The sequence below is a fragment of the Microbacterium yannicii genome (assembly GCF_024055635.1).
Taxonomy (GTDB): domain Bacteria; phylum Actinomycetota; class Actinomycetes; order Actinomycetales; family Microbacteriaceae; genus Microbacterium; species Microbacterium yannicii.
Genome location: NZ_JAMXMB010000027.1, coordinates 169,906 through 188,159, shown reverse-complemented (window position 1 = coordinate 188,159; position 18,254 = coordinate 169,906). Strand labels below are relative to the sequence as shown.

Annotated in this window: 18 protein-coding genes; 12 read left to right on the top strand and 6 right to left on the bottom strand. The window is 71.5% G+C overall.

From position 1 onward, the window contains the following. On the bottom strand, nucleotides 1-901 hold a 901-nt coding region (locus NCG93_RS11830; RefSeq protein WP_252787533.1), incomplete at its 3' end, for a fumarylacetoacetate hydrolase family protein. Nucleotides 902-1,023: 122 nt separating this feature from the next. On the opposite strand from NCG93_RS11830, the gene NCG93_RS11825 reads away from it, so the two are divergent. After that, the gene (locus NCG93_RS11825; protein ID WP_194414237.1) at nucleotides 1,024-2,406 is read left to right on the top strand and encodes an MFS transporter; all 1,383 of its coding nucleotides are present in this window, start codon (nucleotides 1,024-1,026) and stop codon (nucleotides 2,404-2,406) included. A gap of 78 nt (nucleotides 2,407-2,484) precedes the next feature. On the opposite strand, the gene NCG93_RS11820 is transcribed toward NCG93_RS11825, so the two are convergent. After that, complete coding sequence (locus tag NCG93_RS11820) at nucleotides 2,485-3,093, bottom strand: TetR/AcrR family transcriptional regulator (RefSeq protein ID WP_194414236.1); 609 nt, start codon at nucleotides 3,091-3,093, stop codon at nucleotides 2,485-2,487. A 112-nt stretch (nucleotides 3,094-3,205) separates the two neighbouring features. On the opposite strand from NCG93_RS11820, the gene NCG93_RS11815 reads away from it, so the two are divergent. The 9 genes from NCG93_RS11815 (at nucleotide 3,206) to NCG93_RS11775 (ending at nucleotide 11,772) form a co-directional block, all read left to right on the top strand. Next, a complete protein-coding gene (locus NCG93_RS11815) occupies nucleotides 3,206-3,967 on the top strand; it encodes an enoyl-CoA hydratase/isomerase family protein (RefSeq protein WP_194414235.1) in 762 nt (253 codons plus the stop codon). A 46-nt stretch (nucleotides 3,968-4,013) separates the two neighbouring features. Continuing rightward, nucleotides 4,014-6,167: a phenylacetic acid degradation bifunctional protein PaaZ gene (gene paaZ, locus NCG93_RS11810; protein ID WP_252787532.1), complete on the top strand. Its 2,154-nt coding sequence runs from the start codon at nucleotides 4,014-4,016 to the stop codon at nucleotides 6,165-6,167. Between the two features lie 35 nt (nucleotides 6,168-6,202). Beyond that, complete coding sequence (gene paaI / locus NCG93_RS11805; RefSeq protein ID WP_194414947.1) at nucleotides 6,203-6,619, top strand: hydroxyphenylacetyl-CoA thioesterase PaaI; 417 nt, start codon at nucleotides 6,203-6,205, stop codon at nucleotides 6,617-6,619. Between the two features lie 76 nt (nucleotides 6,620-6,695). Continuing rightward, on the top strand, nucleotides 6,696-7,688 hold the full coding sequence (gene paaA / locus NCG93_RS11800) for a 1,2-phenylacetyl-CoA epoxidase subunit PaaA (RefSeq protein WP_372495982.1): 993 nt from the start codon (nucleotides 6,696-6,698) through the stop codon (nucleotides 7,686-7,688). After that, nucleotides 7,685-7,990, top strand: a complete 306-nt coding sequence (paaB, locus tag NCG93_RS11795) for a 1,2-phenylacetyl-CoA epoxidase subunit PaaB (RefSeq protein WP_194414233.1) — start codon at nucleotides 7,685-7,687, stop codon at nucleotides 7,988-7,990. Before paaA ends, paaB begins: the two co-directional genes overlap by 4 nt. Nucleotides 7,991-8,253: 263 nt before the next feature. After that, the gene (paaC, locus tag NCG93_RS11790) at nucleotides 8,254-9,030 is read left to right on the top strand and encodes a 1,2-phenylacetyl-CoA epoxidase subunit PaaC (protein ID WP_194414946.1); all 777 of its coding nucleotides are present in this window, start codon (nucleotides 8,254-8,256) and stop codon (nucleotides 9,028-9,030) included. An 86-nt stretch (nucleotides 9,031-9,116) separates the two neighbouring features. After that, nucleotides 9,117-9,620 carry a 1,2-phenylacetyl-CoA epoxidase subunit PaaD gene (gene paaD / locus NCG93_RS11785; protein ID WP_252787530.1) on the top strand — a complete coding sequence of 168 codons (504 nt, stop codon included), beginning with the start codon at nucleotides 9,117-9,119 and terminating at the stop codon, nucleotides 9,618-9,620. 185 nt (nucleotides 9,621-9,805) lie between these two features. Continuing rightward, nucleotides 9,806-10,987 carry a 1,2-phenylacetyl-CoA epoxidase subunit PaaE gene (paaE, locus tag NCG93_RS11780; protein WP_194414944.1) on the top strand — a complete coding sequence of 394 codons (1,182 nt, stop codon included), beginning with the start codon at nucleotides 9,806-9,808 and terminating at the stop codon, nucleotides 10,985-10,987. Nucleotides 10,988-11,010: 23 nt separating this feature from the next. After that, nucleotides 11,011-11,772, top strand: coding sequence for an enoyl-CoA hydratase/isomerase family protein (locus NCG93_RS11775; RefSeq protein ID WP_194414232.1), 762 nt, complete (start codon nucleotides 11,011-11,013; stop codon nucleotides 11,770-11,772). A gap of 167 nt (nucleotides 11,773-11,939) precedes the next feature. Here the strand turns inward: NCG93_RS11775 and NCG93_RS11770 are convergent, their stop codons facing one another. Next, complete coding sequence (locus NCG93_RS11770) at nucleotides 11,940-12,662, bottom strand: TetR/AcrR family transcriptional regulator (protein WP_194414231.1); 723 nt, start codon at nucleotides 12,660-12,662, stop codon at nucleotides 11,940-11,942. An 85-nt stretch (nucleotides 12,663-12,747) separates the two neighbouring features. On the opposite strand from NCG93_RS11770, the gene NCG93_RS11765 reads away from it, so the two are divergent. Then, nucleotides 12,748-13,929 (top strand): FAD-dependent monooxygenase, encoded by a 1,182-nt coding sequence (locus NCG93_RS11765; protein WP_194414230.1) that lies wholly within the window; start codon nucleotides 12,748-12,750, stop codon nucleotides 13,927-13,929. A 109-nt stretch (nucleotides 13,930-14,038) separates the two neighbouring features. On the opposite strand, the gene NCG93_RS11760 is transcribed toward NCG93_RS11765, so the two are convergent. Both NCG93_RS11760 and NCG93_RS11755 read right to left on the bottom strand, forming a co-directional pair. Further along, nucleotides 14,039-14,854, bottom strand: coding sequence for an LLM class flavin-dependent oxidoreductase (locus NCG93_RS11760; RefSeq protein ID WP_194414229.1), 816 nt, complete (start codon nucleotides 14,852-14,854; stop codon nucleotides 14,039-14,041). 78 nt (nucleotides 14,855-14,932) lie between these two features. Continuing rightward, nucleotides 14,933-16,585: a thiamine pyrophosphate-binding protein gene (locus NCG93_RS11755; protein ID WP_194414943.1), complete on the bottom strand. Its 1,653-nt coding sequence runs from the start codon at nucleotides 16,583-16,585 to the stop codon at nucleotides 14,933-14,935. A 158-nt stretch (nucleotides 16,586-16,743) separates the two neighbouring features. Between NCG93_RS11755 and NCG93_RS11750 the strand changes: the two genes are divergently transcribed. Then, a complete protein-coding gene (locus NCG93_RS11750; RefSeq protein ID WP_194414228.1) occupies nucleotides 16,744-17,052 on the top strand; it encodes a hypothetical protein in 309 nt (102 codons plus the stop codon). 349 nt (nucleotides 17,053-17,401) lie between these two features. Here NCG93_RS11750 and NCG93_RS11745 read toward each other — a convergent pair whose 3' ends face one another. Continuing rightward, the gene (locus NCG93_RS11745; protein ID WP_194414227.1) at nucleotides 17,402-18,112 is read right to left on the bottom strand and encodes an IclR family transcriptional regulator; all 711 of its coding nucleotides are present in this window, start codon (nucleotides 18,110-18,112) and stop codon (nucleotides 17,402-17,404) included. Nucleotides 18,113-18,254 lie beyond the last annotated feature (142 nt).

The following is an 18,254-nucleotide window of genomic DNA, read 5'->3' as shown; positions in this document are numbered from 1 at the left end:
CAGGCTCAGCGACCGGATTCGACTCAGCGACCGGGTTCGGCTCAGCGACCGGGTTCGGCTCAGCGACCGGGTTCACCGCGGCGACCGGATTCGGCTCGGCAGGTTCCGCATCGGGAAGGCCGGCGGCCTCGCGCGAGCCCCACGCCTCGGTGCGCTGCAGGTCGTCGGCGGCGGGGAGTGAGCCGAGGTCGCGGTCGAACGCGACCTCGCCCTGGACGACCGTGGTCACCAGCCGGCCGGAGGAGGGGCCGCGGGGCACGTCCACCTCGACCTCGACCACATCGCCGGGCTGGGCGACCGATGACCCGGCAGGAGTGCCGGTGAGGATGACATCGCCCGGCTCGAGGATGAAGTGCTGCGACAGGTCGGCGATGAGCTGCGGCAGCGGGAAGATCATGCCGGCCGACGTGTCGTCCTGGACGAGTGAGCCGTTCAGCCAGGTCCGCACGCGCAGCGCGTCGGGGTGCACCGCCCGGGCGTCGATGAGCGTCGGACCGATAGGCGTGAAGCCATCACCGCCCTTCGATCGGACATTGGAGCCCTTGTCGTTCGCACGCAGGTCGTACAGGCCGAAGTCGTCGGCCGCCGTGACCCACGCGACGTGGTCCCACGCGTCAGCGAGCGACACGCGGCGGGCGGCAGTTCCGATCACGAGCGCGATCTCGCCCTCGAACGCCAGCAGCTCGGTGCCTGCGGGTCGCTCGATCGTGCTTCCGGAGGCGGCGACGGAACTCGACGGCTTGAGGAAATACGACGGATGCTCGGGACGGCGTCCGCGCTGACCGGCACGTGACGCGTAGCTGAGGTGGACGGCGACGATCTTCCCGGGCCGGCCGGGGAGGGCGGCGAAGCGAGGATCGGCCGACGATTCCGGTGTACCCGGAGAGGCGGCATCCGTCATCTCATCCATTCGAGCTCCCTCACTCTTGCGTCGTATCCGAAATCGTATATGATCGTCGCACATCCGGCAACCATCCCCCGGTTCGCCGGTGACGACGACGTCACCCGACACAGGAGTCACGAATGAGCAGCACACAGCCCCCGCAAGGCTTCACCCCCACCGGCACCATCGCCAGCCCCGTCGATCGCCGTCGCGTCGTCTTCGCGACCGTCGTCGGCACCACGGTCGAGTGGTACGACTTCTTCATCTACGCCACGGCCGTCGGCCTGGTCTTCGGCCAGCTGTTCTTCGCGCCGCTCGGCGAGAACAGTGCGGTCGTGGCCTTCGCCACCGTCGGCGTGAGCTTCCTGTTCCGCCCGCTCGGCGCCTTCCTCGCCGGGCACTTCGGCGACAAGTACGGCCGCAAGGTCGTGCTCATGTGGACGCTGATCCTGATGGGCGCCTCGACCGCCCTCATCGGCGTGCTGCCGACGTACGAGGCGATCGGCATCGCGGCGCCGATCCTGCTCGTGCTGCTGCGCATCCTGCAGGGCATCTCGGCGGGCGGCGAGTGGGGCGGCGCCGTCCTCATGGCCGTCGAGCACGCGCCGCGCACACGCCGCGGCGCCTTCGGTGCGTCGCCGCAGATCGGCGTGCCGCTCGGCCTCCTTCTCGCCTCGGGCGTCATGGCGCTCATGGCGATGATCGCGCCCGGCGACGCGTTCCTCGTGTGGGGCTGGCGTGTGCCGTTCCTGCTCAGCTTCGTGCTCATCCTCGTCGGCTACTACGTGCGCCGTCGCGTCGAAGAGAGCCCCGTGTTCACCGAGCTCGCAGCCCGCAAGGAGAAGGCCAAGACGCCGATCGTCACGCTCTTCCGCAAGCACGCCCTGCTCGTCTTCATCGCCGCGCTGGTGTTCGCGGGCAACAACGCGGTCGGCTACATGACCACTGGCGGCTACATCCAGGGCTACTCGACCAACCCCGAGGGTCCGCTGGCCCTCGAACGCGGTCCGGTGCTCTGGGCCGTCGCCGGGTCGGCCGTGACCTGGCTGCTGTCGACGCTGGCCGCCGGCTTCGTGTCGGACCGCATCGGCCGGCGCACGACGTACATCATCGGCTGGATCCTGCAGCTCGCCGGCGTCTTCCTGCTCTTCCCGCTCGTGAACACCGGCAACATCTGGCTGCTCTTCGCGGGCCTCGCGATCCTCACCATCGGGCTCGGCTTCACGTACGGCCCGCAGGCCGCGCTGTACTCCGAGCTGTTCCCGGCATCCATCCGCTTCTCGGGCGTCTCGATCTCGTACGCCATCGGCGCGATCCTGGGCGGCGCCTTCGCCCCCACGATCGCGACGTGGCTCGTGAAGGAGACCGGCTCGACGATGTCGGTCACCTGGTACCTCGCCGGCATGACGCTCATCGGCCTGGTCGCGACGCTGCTGCTGCGCGATCGCTCGGGCATCCCGCTCGGCCCCGACCACGAGGCCGAGCAGAACATCAGCCCGATCTACGGCATGGCGAAGGCCTGACTCCTGCAACGACGGATGCCGCGACGCCGGGCCCCCGTGCGGGCTCGGCGCCGCGGCATCCGACGTTCCGCCGGCGCGTCAGCGGGTGCGCATGCCGTCGAGCGCGAGTGCCACGACGTCGTGGGCGAGGCGGTCGCGGTCCACGGGGCCGGTGGGGCGGTACCACTCGACGATCGAGTTGACCATGCCGAACAGGAGGCGCGTCGCGACAGCCCCTTCGACGTCGGAGCGCACCTCGCCGGCGCGCTGCGCCTCGACGACGAGCGCGGTCACCCGATGGTCGAACGCGCGCCGGCGTTCCAGGGCGGCGCGCTCGACGTCGCTGTTGCCGCGCACGCGGAGCAGCAGCGTCACGTAGGGGAGCTTGTCGACGAGCACCCGCACGGCGCCGCGGAGCACCGCACCGAGCCGCTCGACCGCCGTCCCCTCAGCGGCGTCGGGCGCGTCCAGCACGCCCTCGAGCCGATCGAGCGCCTCGTCCAGTGCCAGCGCGAGCAGCTGCTCCTTGGAATCGAAGTGGTGGTACAGCGCTGACTTCGTCAGTCCGAGACGCGAGGCCAGGTCGGCGACGGACGTGGCGTCGTAGCCCTGCTCGTTGAACAGCGTGACAGCCACCGTCAGCACCTGGTCGCGGTCGTATCCCGGGCGGCCGCGGCGGGTGGGGAGGGGCTCGGCGCTCGCGGACATGCGCCCAGTCTCGCACCCGCCGGCCACCGAGCAGGGCAACTCGGGAGATATTACTGAACGATCGTTAGGTATCATGGTCGCGACCGCGAAGGAGCGGAGCGAGAGGATGCCGATGCCGGATTCGATAGCGGGGTCGCGTGCGCGGCCGCTGCAGATCCAGCGCCGTCCCGATCGCGTCGTGGCGACGCTGTCGCGGCCCGATGTGCGCAATGCCATCGACCAGGACATGATCGACCGGCTGCACGAGCTGTGCGAGGAGCTCGAAGGCGAGCCCAAGACCCTGATCCTCATCGGCTCCGACGGCGTATTCGCCTCGGGCGCCGACATCGCCGAACTGCGCCAGCGGCGCGCCGCCGACGCCCGGCGGGGCATCAACACGCGGGCGTTCCAGCGGGTGCGCAGCCTGCCGATGCCGGTGATCGCGGCGATCGACGGCTACGCCCTGGGTGGCGGTGCCGAGCTCGCCTATGCCGCCGACATCCGAATCGGCACCCCGGGCCTCCAGATCGGCAACCCCGAGACCGGCCTCGGCATCATCGCCGCCGCCGGCGCCACGTGGCGCCTGCCCGAGATCGTCGGTGAGGCGCGGGCCGCCGAGATGCTGCTGACCGGACGGATCCTGGATGCCGCGACCGCCGTCGCCTGGGGGCTCGTGTCGTCGCTCTACGAGCCGGGCGACCTGCTCGCCGCCGCCCACACGATCGCCGACCGCATCGCCCGGAACGATCCGCTCGCCACGCGGTACACCAAGACAGCGCTCGGCGCCCCGCGCGCGGCGCATCCCGAGATCGAGCTGGAACTGCAGGCCAAGCTCTTCGAGAGCCCGGAGAAGGAGCGGCGGATGGCCGCGTTCCTCGAGAGCCGCAAGCGATGAACGAGGGCGAGCCCCACGGCTTGTACGAACGGAGTGAACAGTGACCATCGAACAGACACAGACGACCGAGCGGCTCGGGTCGGTCGAGCGGTCCGGGACCGGCATCCTCCCCAGCTACCTCCGCGATGAGTGGTGGGTTCCCGACAGCGGCGACGACGCGACGCCGGTGCTCGACGCGTCGACGGGCGACGTCGTCGCCTACCTGAGCACGCAGGGTGTCGATCTCGCGGCCGCGATCCGCCACGCCCACACGGTGGGCCAGGCGAGCCTCGGCGCGCTGACGTTCCACCAGCGGGCGCTGCTGCTCAAGCAGTTCGGCATCGCGCTCACCGCGCGCAAGCAGGAGCTGTACGAGCTCTCCAAGCGCGCCGGCGCCACGGTGCGCGACTCGCTCAACGACATCGACGGCGGCATCGGCGTGCTGTTCACGTATTCGTCGAAGGGACGCCGCGAGCTGCCCAACGCTCAGGTGTACCTCGACGGCCCGGTCGAGTCGCTGTCGAAGGACGGTTCGTTCCTCGGCCGCCACGTCTATACGCGACTGCCGGGCGTCGCCGTGCAGATCAACGCCTTCAACTTCCCGATGTGGGGCGCGCTCGAGAAGTTCGCGCCCGCCTTCCTCGCCGGCGTGCCGACGATCGTGAAGCCCGCGTCGCCGACGGCCTACGTCGCCGAGGCGTGGGTGCGCATCCTCGTCGAGACGGGGTTGCTCCCCGCCGGTTCGCTGCAGCTGGTGAGCGGCGCGGTGCCGGGCCTCTTCGACCACCTCGGGCTGGGTGACCTCGTCGGCTTCACCGGCAGCGCCTCGACGGCCGCGCGGCTGCGCGCGGAGGCTGCTCCGGAGCTGCGGTTCACCAGTGAGACCGACTCCATCAACGCATCGGTGCTCGGTCCCGACGCAGTGCCGGGCACGCCGGAGTTCGACGCGTACGTCAAGCAGCTCATGGTCGAGCTCACGACGAAGGCCGGCCAGAAGTGCACCGCGATCCGCCGCGCCATCGTGCCGGTCGATGCTGTCGCGCCGCTCGTCGAGGCGCTGCGGCAGAAGATCGCCGAGCGCGTCGTCGTCGGCGACCCCCGCGCCGAGTCCGTCACGATGGGTCCGCTCGTCTCGCTCGCGCAGCGTGACGAGGTGCTGCGTGCCGTCGGCGCGCTGGAGGCCGCCGGCGGCCGGGTCGTGCTGGGAACGACGGATGCCCCGGCCGTGACACATGCGGACGGCTCGACGGGCCTGGCACCCGACGGCGCGTTCGTCGGCCCGATCCTCATCGGGTTCGACGGTGACGCTGACGCGCTGCCCGACGCGGTGCACGACGTCGAGGCGTTCGGCCCCGTAGCGAGCGTGCTCGCGTACCGCACGGTGGAGGAGGCCGCCGACCTCGTGGGCCGCGGCGGCGGGTCGCTCGTCACGAGCGTTGCGACCTCCGACCCCGGCGTCGCCGCGACGCTCCTCGCGCGCACCGCCGCCTACAACGGGCGCCTGCTGTTCCTCGACCGCGACGACGCCCGCACCTCGACGGGCCACGGCGCGCCCGTTCCGCACCTCGTCCATGGCGGACCGGGGCGCGCCGGCGGCGGGGAGGAACTCGGCGGCATCCGTGCGGTGCTGCACCACATGCAGCGCACCGCGGTGCAGGGCTCGCCCGCGATGCTCACGGCGCTCACGGGCGTCTGGCATCAGGGCGCGGCATCCCGCTCCGACCGCCACCCGTTCCGCAAGTCGCTCGCCGAGCTCGCGATCGGCGACCAGCTCGCGTCGCCGTCGCGCGCTGTCAGCCTCGACGACATCGAGACGTTCGCGAACTTCACGGGCGACCGCTTCTACGCCCACATGGACGAGGCGGCCGCCGCCGCCAACCCGTTCTTCCCCGGTCGCGTCGCGCACGGCTACCTGCTCGTGTCGTGGGCGGCAGGGCTCTTCGTGGATCCCGATCCCGGTCCGGTGCTCGCGAACTACGGGCTCGAGAACCTGCGCTTCGTCACGCCGGTGTCGCCCGACGACGAGATCCGCGTCGTGCTGACGGCGAAGCAGATCACCCCGCGAGAGACCGACGACTACGGCGAGGTGCGGTGGGACGCCGTCATCCTCAACCAGCGCGACGAGATCGTCGCGACGTACGACGTGCTCACGCTGGTCGCCAAGACCGCGGAGCCGGCGGCGACGACCGACGCACCCGTGCCGACAGAGGTGGGGGCGTGAGCGATCCCGCGGACCACTTCGCCGGGCAGCGCCGCATGCTGCGGCTCGACCGCGCGTCGGCGGCGCTCGGCATGGTCGTTGAGCGCGACGAGCCGGGCGAAGCCGTCGTGTCGATGCGCGTGCGCGACGACATGACGAACGGCTTCGCGATCACGCACGGCGGAATGGTGTTCGCGCTCGCCGACACCGCGTTCGCCATGGCGTGCAACGCCCTCTCGACAGCAGAAGGGGAAGCGGATGCCGAGATCACCGTCGCGGCCGGCGCCGACATCTCGTTCCTCAAGGCGACGCGCGCCGGGCAGACGCTGACCGCCCACGCGCGCCGCCGGGCGCTCGCCAGGCGCAGCGGGCTGTACGACGTGACGGTGACCGACGAGACGGGCGACGTCGTGGCGGAATTCCGCGGGCGCTCCTTCACCACGCGACGCGCCGAGCCCGGTGCCACCGGCTGACGGTGGCCGCGGCATCCGTCGTGATCTAGACTTACTGAACGAACGGTCTGTAATCCCACGAGCCGGAACGGAGTCGATGATGACGACCGATGTGCTGATCGACGAGGCGGCCGAGCAGGCGGCCTTCGACGCGATCATCGAGGCCGACTCGCGCATCGAGCCGCGCGACTGGATGCCGGCGGCCTACCGCAAGACGCTGATCCGGCAGATCTCGCAGCACGCGCACTCCGAGATCATCGGCATGCAGCCCGAGGGCAACTGGATCAGCCGGGCACCGAGCCTCAAGCGCAAGGCGATCCTGATGGCCAAGGTGCAGGACGAAGCCGGTCACGGGCTGTACCTGTACTCCGCCGCGCAGACGCTCGGCATCACGCGCGACGAGATGACCGAGCAGCTCATCGAGGGGCGTGCGAAGTACTCCTCGATCTTCAACTACCCGACGCCGACGTGGGCTGACATGGGGGCGATCGGCTGGCTCGTCGACGGCGCCGCGATCTGCAACCAGGTGCCGCTCTGCCGTGCCTCGTACGGTCCGTACGGACGCGCGATGGTGCGCATCTGCAAGGAGGAGTCGTTCCACCAGCGGCAGGGGTTCGAGATCCTGCTGACCCTCATGCAGGGCAGCGCGGCGCAGCGCGAGATGGCGCAGGACGCCGTGGACCGCTGGTACTGGCCCTCGCTCATGATGTTCGGCCCCCCGGATGAGGCGTCGCCCAACTCGGCGCAGTCGATGGCATGGAACATCAAGCGCTTCTCGAACGACGACCTGCGCCAGCGCTTCATCGGGATGCTGGTGCCCCAGGCGGAGGTGCTGGGTGTGACGCTTCCCGACCCCGAGCTGCGCTGGGACGAAGAGGCGCAGCGCTGGCACACCAGCGAGATCGACTGGACCGAGCTGCAGGAGGTCATCGCCGGCCGCGGCGCCATGAACGCCGAGCGCACCCGCAACCGGCGCACCGCGCACGAAGACGGCGCCTGGGTGCGCGAGGCGGCCGCGGAGTACGCCCGGAAGCAGCAGCTCCGCGAGACCGGTCCCCGGTCCCTGAGCTTGTCGAAGGGAGCAGCATGACCACCTCAGGAGCCTCGCCGCGCGAGACCTGGCCGCTGTGGGAGGTATTCGTCCGCGCCGGCCGCGGCCTCAGCCATGTGCACGCGGGCTCGCTGCACGCGCCCGACGCCGACTTCGCGCTGCGCAACGCCCGCGACGTCTACACGCGCCGGAGCGAGGGCACGTCGATCTGGGTCGTGCCGGCCGACGCGATCACGACGAGCGATCCCGACTCGAAGGGCGCGTTCTTCGAGAGTCCCGCCGGCAAGAACTACCGACACGCCACGTACTACACGGCGTCCGAGGGGGTGCCGCACCTGTGACCCTTCGACAAGCTCAGGGACCGGTCGTCGCCCAGGTCCCGGTCGCAGCCCCGGTCCAGGTCGCCGCCCAGGGACCGGTCGTCGCCCAGGTCCCGGTCGCCGCTCAGGTCCCGGCCGCCGCTCAGGTCCCGGCCGCCGCTCAGGTCCCGGCCGCCGCCCCGGTCCCGGTCGTCGCCCAGGTCCCGGTCGTTGAGCGACCGAGGAACGAGGGAGACGAAACGTCGCCCGACCCGCACGGCGAGGTCACCGTCGAGCGCGTCGAGCTGTCGGCCGAGCTCGCCGGCGGCGAGGGCCGCGCAGCGACGGCAGACGTCGCGGAGTACGCGCTGTGGCTGGGCGACGACGCGCTGATCCTCTCCCAGCAGCTCGGGGCGTGGATCGCGCGCGCCCCCGAACTCGAGGAGGACGTCGCGCTCGCCAACATCGCGCTCGACCTGCTCGGGCACGCGCGCTCGTTCCTGCGCTACGCCGGAACGTACGACGATCGCACGGAAGACGACCTCGCCTACTGGCGCGACGAGCCCGAGTTCCGCTGCGCCTGGGTCTTCCAGCAGCCCAACGGTGACTTCGCGCAGACGATCGCGCGTCAGCTGGCGGCATCCGTCTACCTCTTCGAGCTGTACACGGCACTGCAGGGCTCGTCCGACGCGACGCTCGCCGCGATCGCGGCCAAGGCGGTCAAGGAGGTCGAGTACCACCGCGACCATGCTGTGCAGTGGACGCTGCGGCTCGCCGGCGGCACCGACGAGTCGCGCCGTCGCATGATCCGCGCGGTGGGCGATGTCTGGCCGTACGTCGGCGAGCTCTTCCGCGACGAGCCGCTCATCGACCGGCTGGACGACGTCGCCGTGCGGCCGTCGACACTGCAGCCGGCGTTCGACGCCGTCATCGCCGCGGTGTTCGCGGAGGCCGAGCTGGAGCTCCCGACGGGGCCCGAGTCGTCGGCCGGCGGTCGCCGCGGAGCCCATTTCCCGACGCTGGGCTTCCTGCTCGCGGAAATGCAGGTGCTCGCACGGCAGCATCCGGGGGCGACGTGGTGATGCTTCGACAGGCTCAGCCACCGGTGCGGGCGGATCAGCCACCGGTGCGGGCGGATCAGCAACCGGTGGGGGCGGATCAGCAAACGGTGGGCACCTCCGATGCCGCACGGGCGTGGCGGGCCGCGGCATCCGTTCCGGATCCGGAGATCCCCGTGCTCACCATCGAGGATCTCGGGGTGCTGCGCGACGTCCGGGTGGAGGGGGACGGCTCCGGCGGCGCACGCGCCACCGTGACGATCACGCCGACGTATTCCGGGTGCCCGGCGATGGATGCGATCCGCGACGACGTCGTGCTCGCTCTCACCGCGGCCGGCTTCGACGACGTCGACGTGCGGCTCGTGCTCGCCCCCGCCTGGACGACGGACTGGATGACGGATGCCGGCAAGCGCAAGCTCGTCGACTACGGCATCGCCCCGCCGACCGGGCGCGCCGGTGCCGCCGGCCCGATCCGCCTGGCGCTGTCGGTGCGGTGCCCGCGGTGCGGCTCGCTCGACACGCGCGAGCTGGCCCGATTCGGCTCCACGTCGTGCAAGGCGCTGTACGAGTGCCGCGCCTGCCTCGAGCCCTTCGACCATTTCAAGGTGCACTGATGGAGCGCGACGCCCTTCGACAGGCTCAGGGACCGGGAGTGCCGGCTCAGGGAACGCGAGTGCCGGCTCAGGGACCGGGAGTGCCGGCTCAGGGACCGGGAGTGCCGGCTCAGGGACCGGGAATGTCGGGGCAGGGACCGGGAGTGCCGGCTCAGGGACCGGGAGTGCCGGCTCAGGGACCGGGAATGCCGGATCAGGAGAATCGGCGCATCGCCGAGACGCTGCTCACCACGGCCGTGGGAGGGCCGCGCGACGGTCGGCACCGGGCGCGCTTCCACACCTTGCGGGTCGCCGCGGTGAGGCCGCTCACCGACGCCGCGGTCGAGGTCACCTTCGCGATTCCCGAAGAGGTCCGCGGTGAGTTCGACTATCTCGCGGGTCAGCACGTCGCGCTGCGCACGGTGCTCGACGGGCACGAGCTTCGACGCTCGTACTCGCTCTGCCGCGCCGAGGACGCGGGAGGCGGCGGCGACGGTCCGCGCACGATCAGCGTGGCGATCAAACGGGACCAGGGCGGCCGGTTCTCGACGTGGGCGCAGACGGAGCTCCACGCCGGCGACCGCATCGACGTGATGAGCCCGCAGGGCACCTTCACGTCGAAACTCGCCGATCTCGACGGCGCGCACGTCGCCGGCATCGCGGCGGGGTCGGGCATCACGCCGCTCATGGCGCTCGCCGCCACCGTGCTCGCACGGTCCGGCACGTCGCGGTTCACCCTCGTCTACACGAACCGTTCGAGCCTCGACGTGATGTTCCTGGACGAGCTCTCCGACCTCAAGGACCGCTACCCGACGCGGCTGGCCCTCCACCATGTGCTCTCGCGCGAGCAGCGCACCGCGCCGCTGCTGTCGGGCCGCATCGACGAGCCGCGGCTGCGGCGCATCCTCGACGAGCTCGTCCTCCCCGACACCGTCGACGAGTGGTTCCTGTGCGGGCCGTTCGAGCTGGTGCAGCTCTGTCGCGACACCCTCGCCGACATCGGAGTGGATCCCGCGCACGTGCGGTACGAGCTGTTCACCACCGGCGAGGGCGAGCGGGCCGAGCCTCCGGCGGGGCGGCCGGTCGTCGTCGCGCGCGACGAGCCCGTGCGCCGTATCGAGTTCACCCTCGATGGGCAGTCGCAGGCGGTCGACAGCCCGGTCGCCGCGCATGAGTCCATCCTCAATGCGGCCCTGCGCGTGCGGCCCGACGTTCCCTTCGCCTGCGCCGGTGGAGTCTGCGGCACGTGCCGCGCCCGGCTCGTGCAGGGCTCGGTGACGATGACCGAGAACTACGCGCTCGAGCCCGACGAGCTCGAGCGCGGCTACGTGCTCACCTGCCAGTCCCACCCGACGACCGACAGCGTCGTCGTCGACTACGACGTCTAGCCATTCCGACGAGGAGGATCGCGATGATCGAGCTGTCCATCACGGGCGAAGTTGCCGAGGTCGTGCTGAACGCCCCCGAGAAGCTCAACGCCCTCTCACTGCGCGCGCTGGGAGAGATGGATGCCGCCTACCGCAGTGCCGAGGAGTCCGGCGTGCGGGCGCTGCTGCTGCGGGCAGAGGGACGGGCGTTCTGCGCGGGGCGCGACATCGCGGGCGTGGATCCCGAGACCGACGACGTGCCGCAGTACCTCGCCGGGGTGGAGACCCTCATGCGCAGGATCGCCGCGTTCCCGGCGCCGACGTTCGCGGCCGTGCACGGGGCGTGCCTGGGCGTCGGCCTGGGCCTGGCCATCGCGACCGACGTCGTCTACGTCGCCGACGACGCCAAGATCGGCTCGCCGTTCGCGAGCCTCGGCGCGATGCTCGACTCGGGCGGTCACGCCCTGCTCTACGAGCGCCTGGGTGCTCATCGGGCGCTCGACCTCATCTACACCGGCGACCTGCTGAGCGGCACCGAGGCGGTCGCGGCCGGACTGTTCAGCCGCGCCATGCCGGTGCAGGAGGTGTTCGACTTCGCGCTGCAGCGGGCGGCGGTCGCGGCATCCGGTCCCACCGCCGCGTTCCTCGCATCGAAGCGTCTCATCGCCCACCTGCGCGACGAGAAGCTGTGGGATGCCGTCGCCCAGGAGGCGCGCGGACAGGAGGCGCTGCGCACCACCGCCGACTACCGCGAGGGCTTCGCGGCGTTCCAGCAGAAGCGCAAGCCGGAGTTCCGCGGCGACTGACCCACGTCTCCTCAGGCGTTCGCGTGCCGTGTTGTGCGGTATCGCGGGGTGTGATGCCGCGTGTCGTGACACTTGATGGGACCGATGGGGGATTCGCGGGTCACGTCTTGCGGGTTCGCGGTGTGCGATGCCGCGTGTCGTGACACCTGAGGCGCGGGGCCGATAGGTCAGGCGCGGGCGCGATCCGTGCGCTCGGCGATGAGCGCGGCCACCCCGGCGAGCAGCCTGTCGATGCCGAAGTGCAGCGCGGCGTCGCGGCCGCCACCGCGCGCCGCATCGGCGAAGGCGGCCGACGTGCGCGGATAGTCGGCGGATCGCGCCGCGAGCACCGGCCCCAGCCGGTCGGCCAGATCGAGCTCGGGGTGCGGTCCGCCGGCCCGCTGGCGGACCATCGACTGCGCATGGCCCGCCAGGAGCGCGAGCACATCGAGCTGTTCACCGCCGCTGAGCGGAAGATCGCCCATCGCTCTCAGCCCCGACTCGTACCACGCGAGCTCTCCCGGGCCGGGTACGTGGGGACGCTGGGCCAGGGTGACCGACCACGGGTGTTCGAGCGAGCGCTCGTGCAGCGCGAGCGTCCACGCCGCCAGCGCCGACCGCCAGTCGCCTTCCGGTGATGCGGGCGGCCCGCCGAGAGCGCGGTCGAGGAGGACCGCGTCCAGTTCGGCGCGCCCTGGAACGTACCGGTACAGCGCCATCTTGGCGGTGCCCAGCCGCTCGGCGACGCGCTGCATCGTGACCGCGTCGAGTCCGTCCTCGTCCGCGATCGCCGTCGCGGCCGCCACGATCCCTTCGATCGTGAACTTCGGCCGGGGCCCGCGCTTTCCGATCACGGGTTCCTGCCACAGCAGCTCGATGGATGCCGCGACGCTGTCGTGCTCGGTTGCCATGCCGCCCCTTCCCGGTATTGCGTCCAGCGTACGCGAATGATTACTGTGTCGGAAGGACGCAGTTACTGGACAGATCGGAAGACCTTTGACCAACAGCAAAGTGCTCATCTCGGGCGCGAGCATCGCAGGACCGGCTCTCGCTCGCTGGCTCGGCCGCAACGGCTTCGACGTCACCGTCGTCGAGAAGGCGCCACGTGTGCGTCCGGGCGGTCAAGCCGTCGACTTCAAAGGCCGCACGCACCGGGAGGTGCTGGCCCGCATGGGCGTCCTGGACGCGGTGGAGGCCGAGCAGACGGCGAGGACGGACTGGCGGATGGTGGATGCCGCCGATCGCGTCCGCGCTGTCGTGCCGGGCGAGTTCATCGGCGGCGACCTCGAGATCCTGCGCGGCGACCTGACCGGCATCCTGCACCGGGAGTCCGCCGGCGACGCGCAGTACGTCTTCGACGACGAGATCGTCGCGATGACCGAGAACGCCTCGGGAGTGGATGTCGCCTTCGCCGGGCGGCCCGCGGAGCGCTTCGACCTCGTCGTCGGCGCGGACGGCGTGCACTCCGCGGTGCGACGGCTCAGGTTCGGCCCGGAGCCGGACTTCGTGCAGCCCCTCGGCTGCTACTACGCCGTTGCAAGTGGAGAGGTGCCGCTCGACGGCCTCGAGACGCGGCTGCCCGATGGTCGCTCGGTGGCGTACGGCTACAGCACTCCCGGCCGGCTGACGCTCCTCGGCGGGCAGAAGGCGCCGAACCTCTTCGTGTTCCGCGCCGAGCGCGCGGATTACGATCGGCGCGACGTGTCTTCGCAGCGGCGATTCCTGACGGACGCCTACGCCGGCGTGGGGTGGCGCGTTCCTGCGGCGCTCGAGGCGGTGGCCACGGCATCCGATTTCTATCTCGACGCGCTGACCCGCACGCGCATGTCGACGTTCACGCGCGGGCGCACGGCGCTCGTCGGCGACGCCGGTTACGCGAACACGCTCGGCGGGTTCGGCACGGGGCTCGCCCTCGTCGGCGCGTACGTCCTCGCCGGCGAGCTGGTCCGAGCCCGAGGGGATCACGAGACCGCCCTCGCCGCCTACGACCGGCGGATGCGCACGCCGACCAAGATCGCGCGCACGGGCAACGCGGGCCCGTTCCTGGCGCCGGCGTCGACGTGGCGCATCGGCATGCGGGACTGGTCGTTCCGGAACCCTCTGATGTTCCGGACGATGATGTGGATGACCGACAGGTTCGCCACCGACGACAGCGTGCCGGTGTACGACATGCGGTGACCGGGTGGCCCGGTGACCCGGTGGTCTGGGTCGCTGGGCGCCGGCGCCCCGAGCGCCGTGCCGGCTTCCCGGACAGCGGGCCGGTGAGCGGAGGGCGCGTGCCCGGCGATCAACGCCCGGCGAGCGCCTCGACCAGCGGGGTCACCTGCTCCGCGAGCTCGTCGGGCACCGTGAGGAACGACACGCCCGTGCTCCCGCGGAGCGCGACGAGGGCGTCGGCATCGCGCGCCACGTCGCCGGAGAGATAGCCGGCGGCCCCGGCCTCACGCAGCGAGTCGGGGGTGAGGCCGGCGCTGCGTCGCAGCCAGTCCGGCACCGCGTCTGCGATGCCCGCCACCTGCAGCGACAGCTCGATCGGCGACCGATCCGCCGGGGTGGCGGCACGCACGCGGGCCGCGGCCGCCTCGACGGCGGAGAGATCCGCGTGCGGCGGCAGCGGCAGCGCCACGGTGTCGGCGTGGCGGCCTGCCAGCCGCATCATGCGGTCGCCGCCGGCGGCGAGGGTGACGTGCAGCTCGTCGCCGAATGCGTCACGCAGCGCCGCGATCGTCGCCTCGACCTGATCGACGCGCTCCGGGCCCGACCCCCATGCCACACCGAGGGTCCCGGCATCCCGCTCCGCCTGTGGGCGTCCGGCGCCCAGGCCGAGCTCGAACCGACCGCCCGAGAGTTCGACGAGCGTGCGCACCTCCCGCACCGTCGCCTGGGGGCTGCGCAGCGGTGCAGCGAGCACCCACGTACCCACGTGCAGCGACGCGGTGGCCGCGGCCGCGACGGCCAGCACGAGGAACGGCGACGGCGTGAACAGCGTGTCGGGCACGAGCAGAGCCCAATAGCCGCTGCCTTCGAGTCGCCGGGCGCGCTCGCTCCACAAGCGGGCATCGCCATGGGCGCCGCTGACGACTCCGAATCGGAAGGTGCTCATGTGCCCATGCTCGTCGCACGCAGGGCGATGCGCATCCTCCGGCAGGAGGCATCCGCTCTGCTCCCGCGGGAGCAGCGCTCAGGAGTTCACGCGGATGATCTCGCGCTGATAGGGCGCTACGACGGTGCCAGAGATCCGGCAGTCCAGCACGAGGAACGGGCGGGATGCCGCGGGCTCGGCGCTCCACGCGGCGAGCCGGTCGAGATCGCTCAGAGTTCGCACGACCACCCCCTCGGCGCCGACGCCCGCTGCGAGCGCGGCGAAGTCGACCTCGGGGATGAGCATGGGCCCCTGCGCGAGACCCTTGAGCCCGTAGAGGTTGACCTCGGCGCCGTACGCGGCGTCGTTCCACACGACGGCGACCCCGCGGCCGGCGGCGACCCGCACCGCCGTCTCGAGGTCGGCGAGCGCCATGAGCCCGCCGCCGTCGCCCGTCGTCAACACGACGGTGGCCGAAGGCTTCGCCAGCGCGGCTCCCGGTACGGAGGGCCAGCCCAGGCCGATCGACTGGAAGGCGGTGCCCACCATGATCATGCGGTCGGGCGAGGCCACCGGCCAGTACATGTTCGCCCAGCCGATGAAGTGCCCGCCGTCCGACACCACGACGCGGTCCTCGGGCAGCAGCTCGCCGATGCGCGCGGCGACCGACTGCGGGTCGAGGCGTCCATCCGCTGCGACACCCTCTCCGCCGTCGTATGCCCGCAGGGGCATGACGTCGACCGACTCGCGCCACCCGCTCGGGCCGGCGCCCCGCGCGCGCAGGCCGTCCGCGACCGCGCGCGCGACCGTCGCGGCATCGCCGCGCACATATCCGCCGACGTGCGGGTGGGTCGCGGCCGGCGCCACATCGACTTGGAACACGCGGGTGCCGGGCGCGAAGAGGTCGCCGAACCGCATCGTGAACTGGTTGAGGGATGCCCCGAACACCACGGCGACGTCAGCCCCGCGTACGAGCTCCATCGCGCCCTCGGCGCCGAAGCCTCCGGCCACGCCGAGATCGAACTCGCTGCGCGGGAAGATGCCCCGACCGAGCGCGGTCGACGCGGTGATCGCACCGACCGCGTCGGCGACCGCGCCCAACGCGTCGCCCGCCGCCGAGATCCACGCGCCGTGGCCCGCGAGCAGGAACGGTCGCTCGGCCGACGCCAGCGCATCGACGATCCGCTCGACGGCACCCTCGGCGAAGGGTCCGGCCGGCACCAGCGGTCCCGGCAGGCGCGGCTCGGGAGCCTCGGGCACCGGGCCGGCGTCGCGCGCCGCCACGTCGTACGGGATCGCCAGCACGGTCGGGACTCGGTAGGTGAGCGCGTGTTCGATCGCGATCACCGTCGTGGCCGCGGCATCCGTTCGTCCGACCGTGTACGTCCGCGCGCCCACCCCCGACGCGAGCGCGATCTGGTCGACGTCCCACGGGCGCGGACCCGACGTCGGCTCGTCGCCGACGACGAGAACGAGCGGCACATGCGCCTGCACCGCCTCGGCGAGGGCGGTCAGCGTGTTGGTGAAGCCGGCGCCGTAGGTCGCGGTCGCCGCGGCGAGCCGGCCGGAGGCGCGGTGGTAGGCGTCGGCCGCGACGACGCCGCCGGCCTCGTGGCGCACGGCAGTGAAGTGCACGTCGGTGGAGCGCTCGAGCGCATCGAGGAAGTACGCGTTGCCGTTGCCCATCACCCCGAAGACGTGATCGATGTGACGCGCGAGGGTGAGGGCGACATGGGCGGAGACGGTGCTCATGGGGGGTGTGGCGGGCATGGCGATGCCTTTCGAGACGGAACGGATGGTGAGGCCGTATGTGTCTCGCGCGTGCGCGCTGCGTGCCCATTTTTCGAGCACCGGCGGGCGTCGATGCCGCCGGACGTGTCGAGTATAGGACTTCCGCCAAGATGGGAGTCATGAAGACGATCCAGCTGCGCCGGTACACGCTCGTCGACGGGGAGTACGACGCCTTCGTCGCGTGGTGGACCGAATGGATGCCGAAGGTGCGGCCCGCGGCCGGCTTCGCGATCGAGTTCGCCTACGGTCTGCCCGAGACGAACGAGTTCGTGTGGGCGGTCAGCGCCGAGGGCGACGCCGAGGCGTTCCTCGCACTCGAGAAGGAGTACATGGCGTCGGAGGGCCGTGCAGAGGCGTTCGTCGGGGTGCCGCAGCGCGTCGCCGAGCACAACATCCGCCTGGTCACGCAGTACCCGACCACCGCCTGACGCCAAGCGCCCGCCCCCGAGCCGAGCCCCCTGCCCGGGCTCTGAGCTGGTCGAAGCGTTCGCCTCGCCTCTGCCGTCCGCATCGCCGTGGTTGCGCTTCGTCTCGCTCGTTCCTCGCTCGCTCAGCGACCGGTGCTCGCGTGAGTCGAGAGACGTGCGCTCGGCGCGCGATGGATTCATCCGGTCGCTGAGCGAGCGCCAGCGAGACGAAGCGTTGCGCCTGGTGCGCGACGGATTCATCCGGTCGCTGAGCGAGCGCCAGCGAGACGAAGCGTTGCGCCTGGTGCGCGACGGATTCATCCGGTCGCTGAGCGAGCGCCAGCGAGACGAAGCGTTGCGTTTGACTTGTTCAGCCGCCGAGCGCGTCGCGGATCGCGGTTGCCGACGTGGCAAGCCGCGCGGCGATCTCGTCGTCGCTGTGCGTGCTCGCCACGAACACGACCGCGATCGCCGCGGGCCCGCGCCCGCGCACGACGAGCGGCACGGCGACGGCCCGCAGGCTGGGGATGACCTCGTCGTGGCTGGTCGCGTAGCCGCGGGCCGCGGCATCCGTCACCTCCTCGGCGAGAGCCGGCGAGACATCGGCCGGCCACGAGGCCTCGGGCAGCAGCGACAGGATCGCCTTGCCGGGGGCACCGCGCGTGATCGGATGCCGCGTGCCCGGCCGCTGCGCGACGGGGTTCACGGCGTGCCGCGGCTCGATGCTCGAGAGCGTCACGCACTCGTCGTGGTCGAGCACGGCGAGGAAGCAGGTCATGCCCAGGTCGCCGGCGACGGCGGTGAGCTCGGGAAGCGCCTCTGCCTGCAGATCGTGCGCTACGCCCGCGGCGAGGGCGGCCATCCGCGCACCCAGTTCGATGCGGCCGGCCGCGTCGCGTTCCACGAGGCCGTGGTCCTCGAGCGTGCGCAGCAGTCGATAGGCGACCGACCGGTGCAGTTCGAGGCGTCGTGCGATCTCATCGATCGACAGCGGACCGCGTGCTTCGGCGAGCACCTCGAGGATCCGGATGCCGCGACTCAGCGTCTGCGAAGCGGGAGCGGTGGAGGGAGCAGGGGACACGAGGCTCGCTGTCTCGTCGCGCGGCGCTCTTGCCGCTTCGACGCGGGTCGTATACGATCTGTTCAATAGTAGAACGGTGTGTTCGAATATAGAACAAACCGAGCTCCCATACAAGCTCCCAGCCGCAGGATTTCGGCGGCTG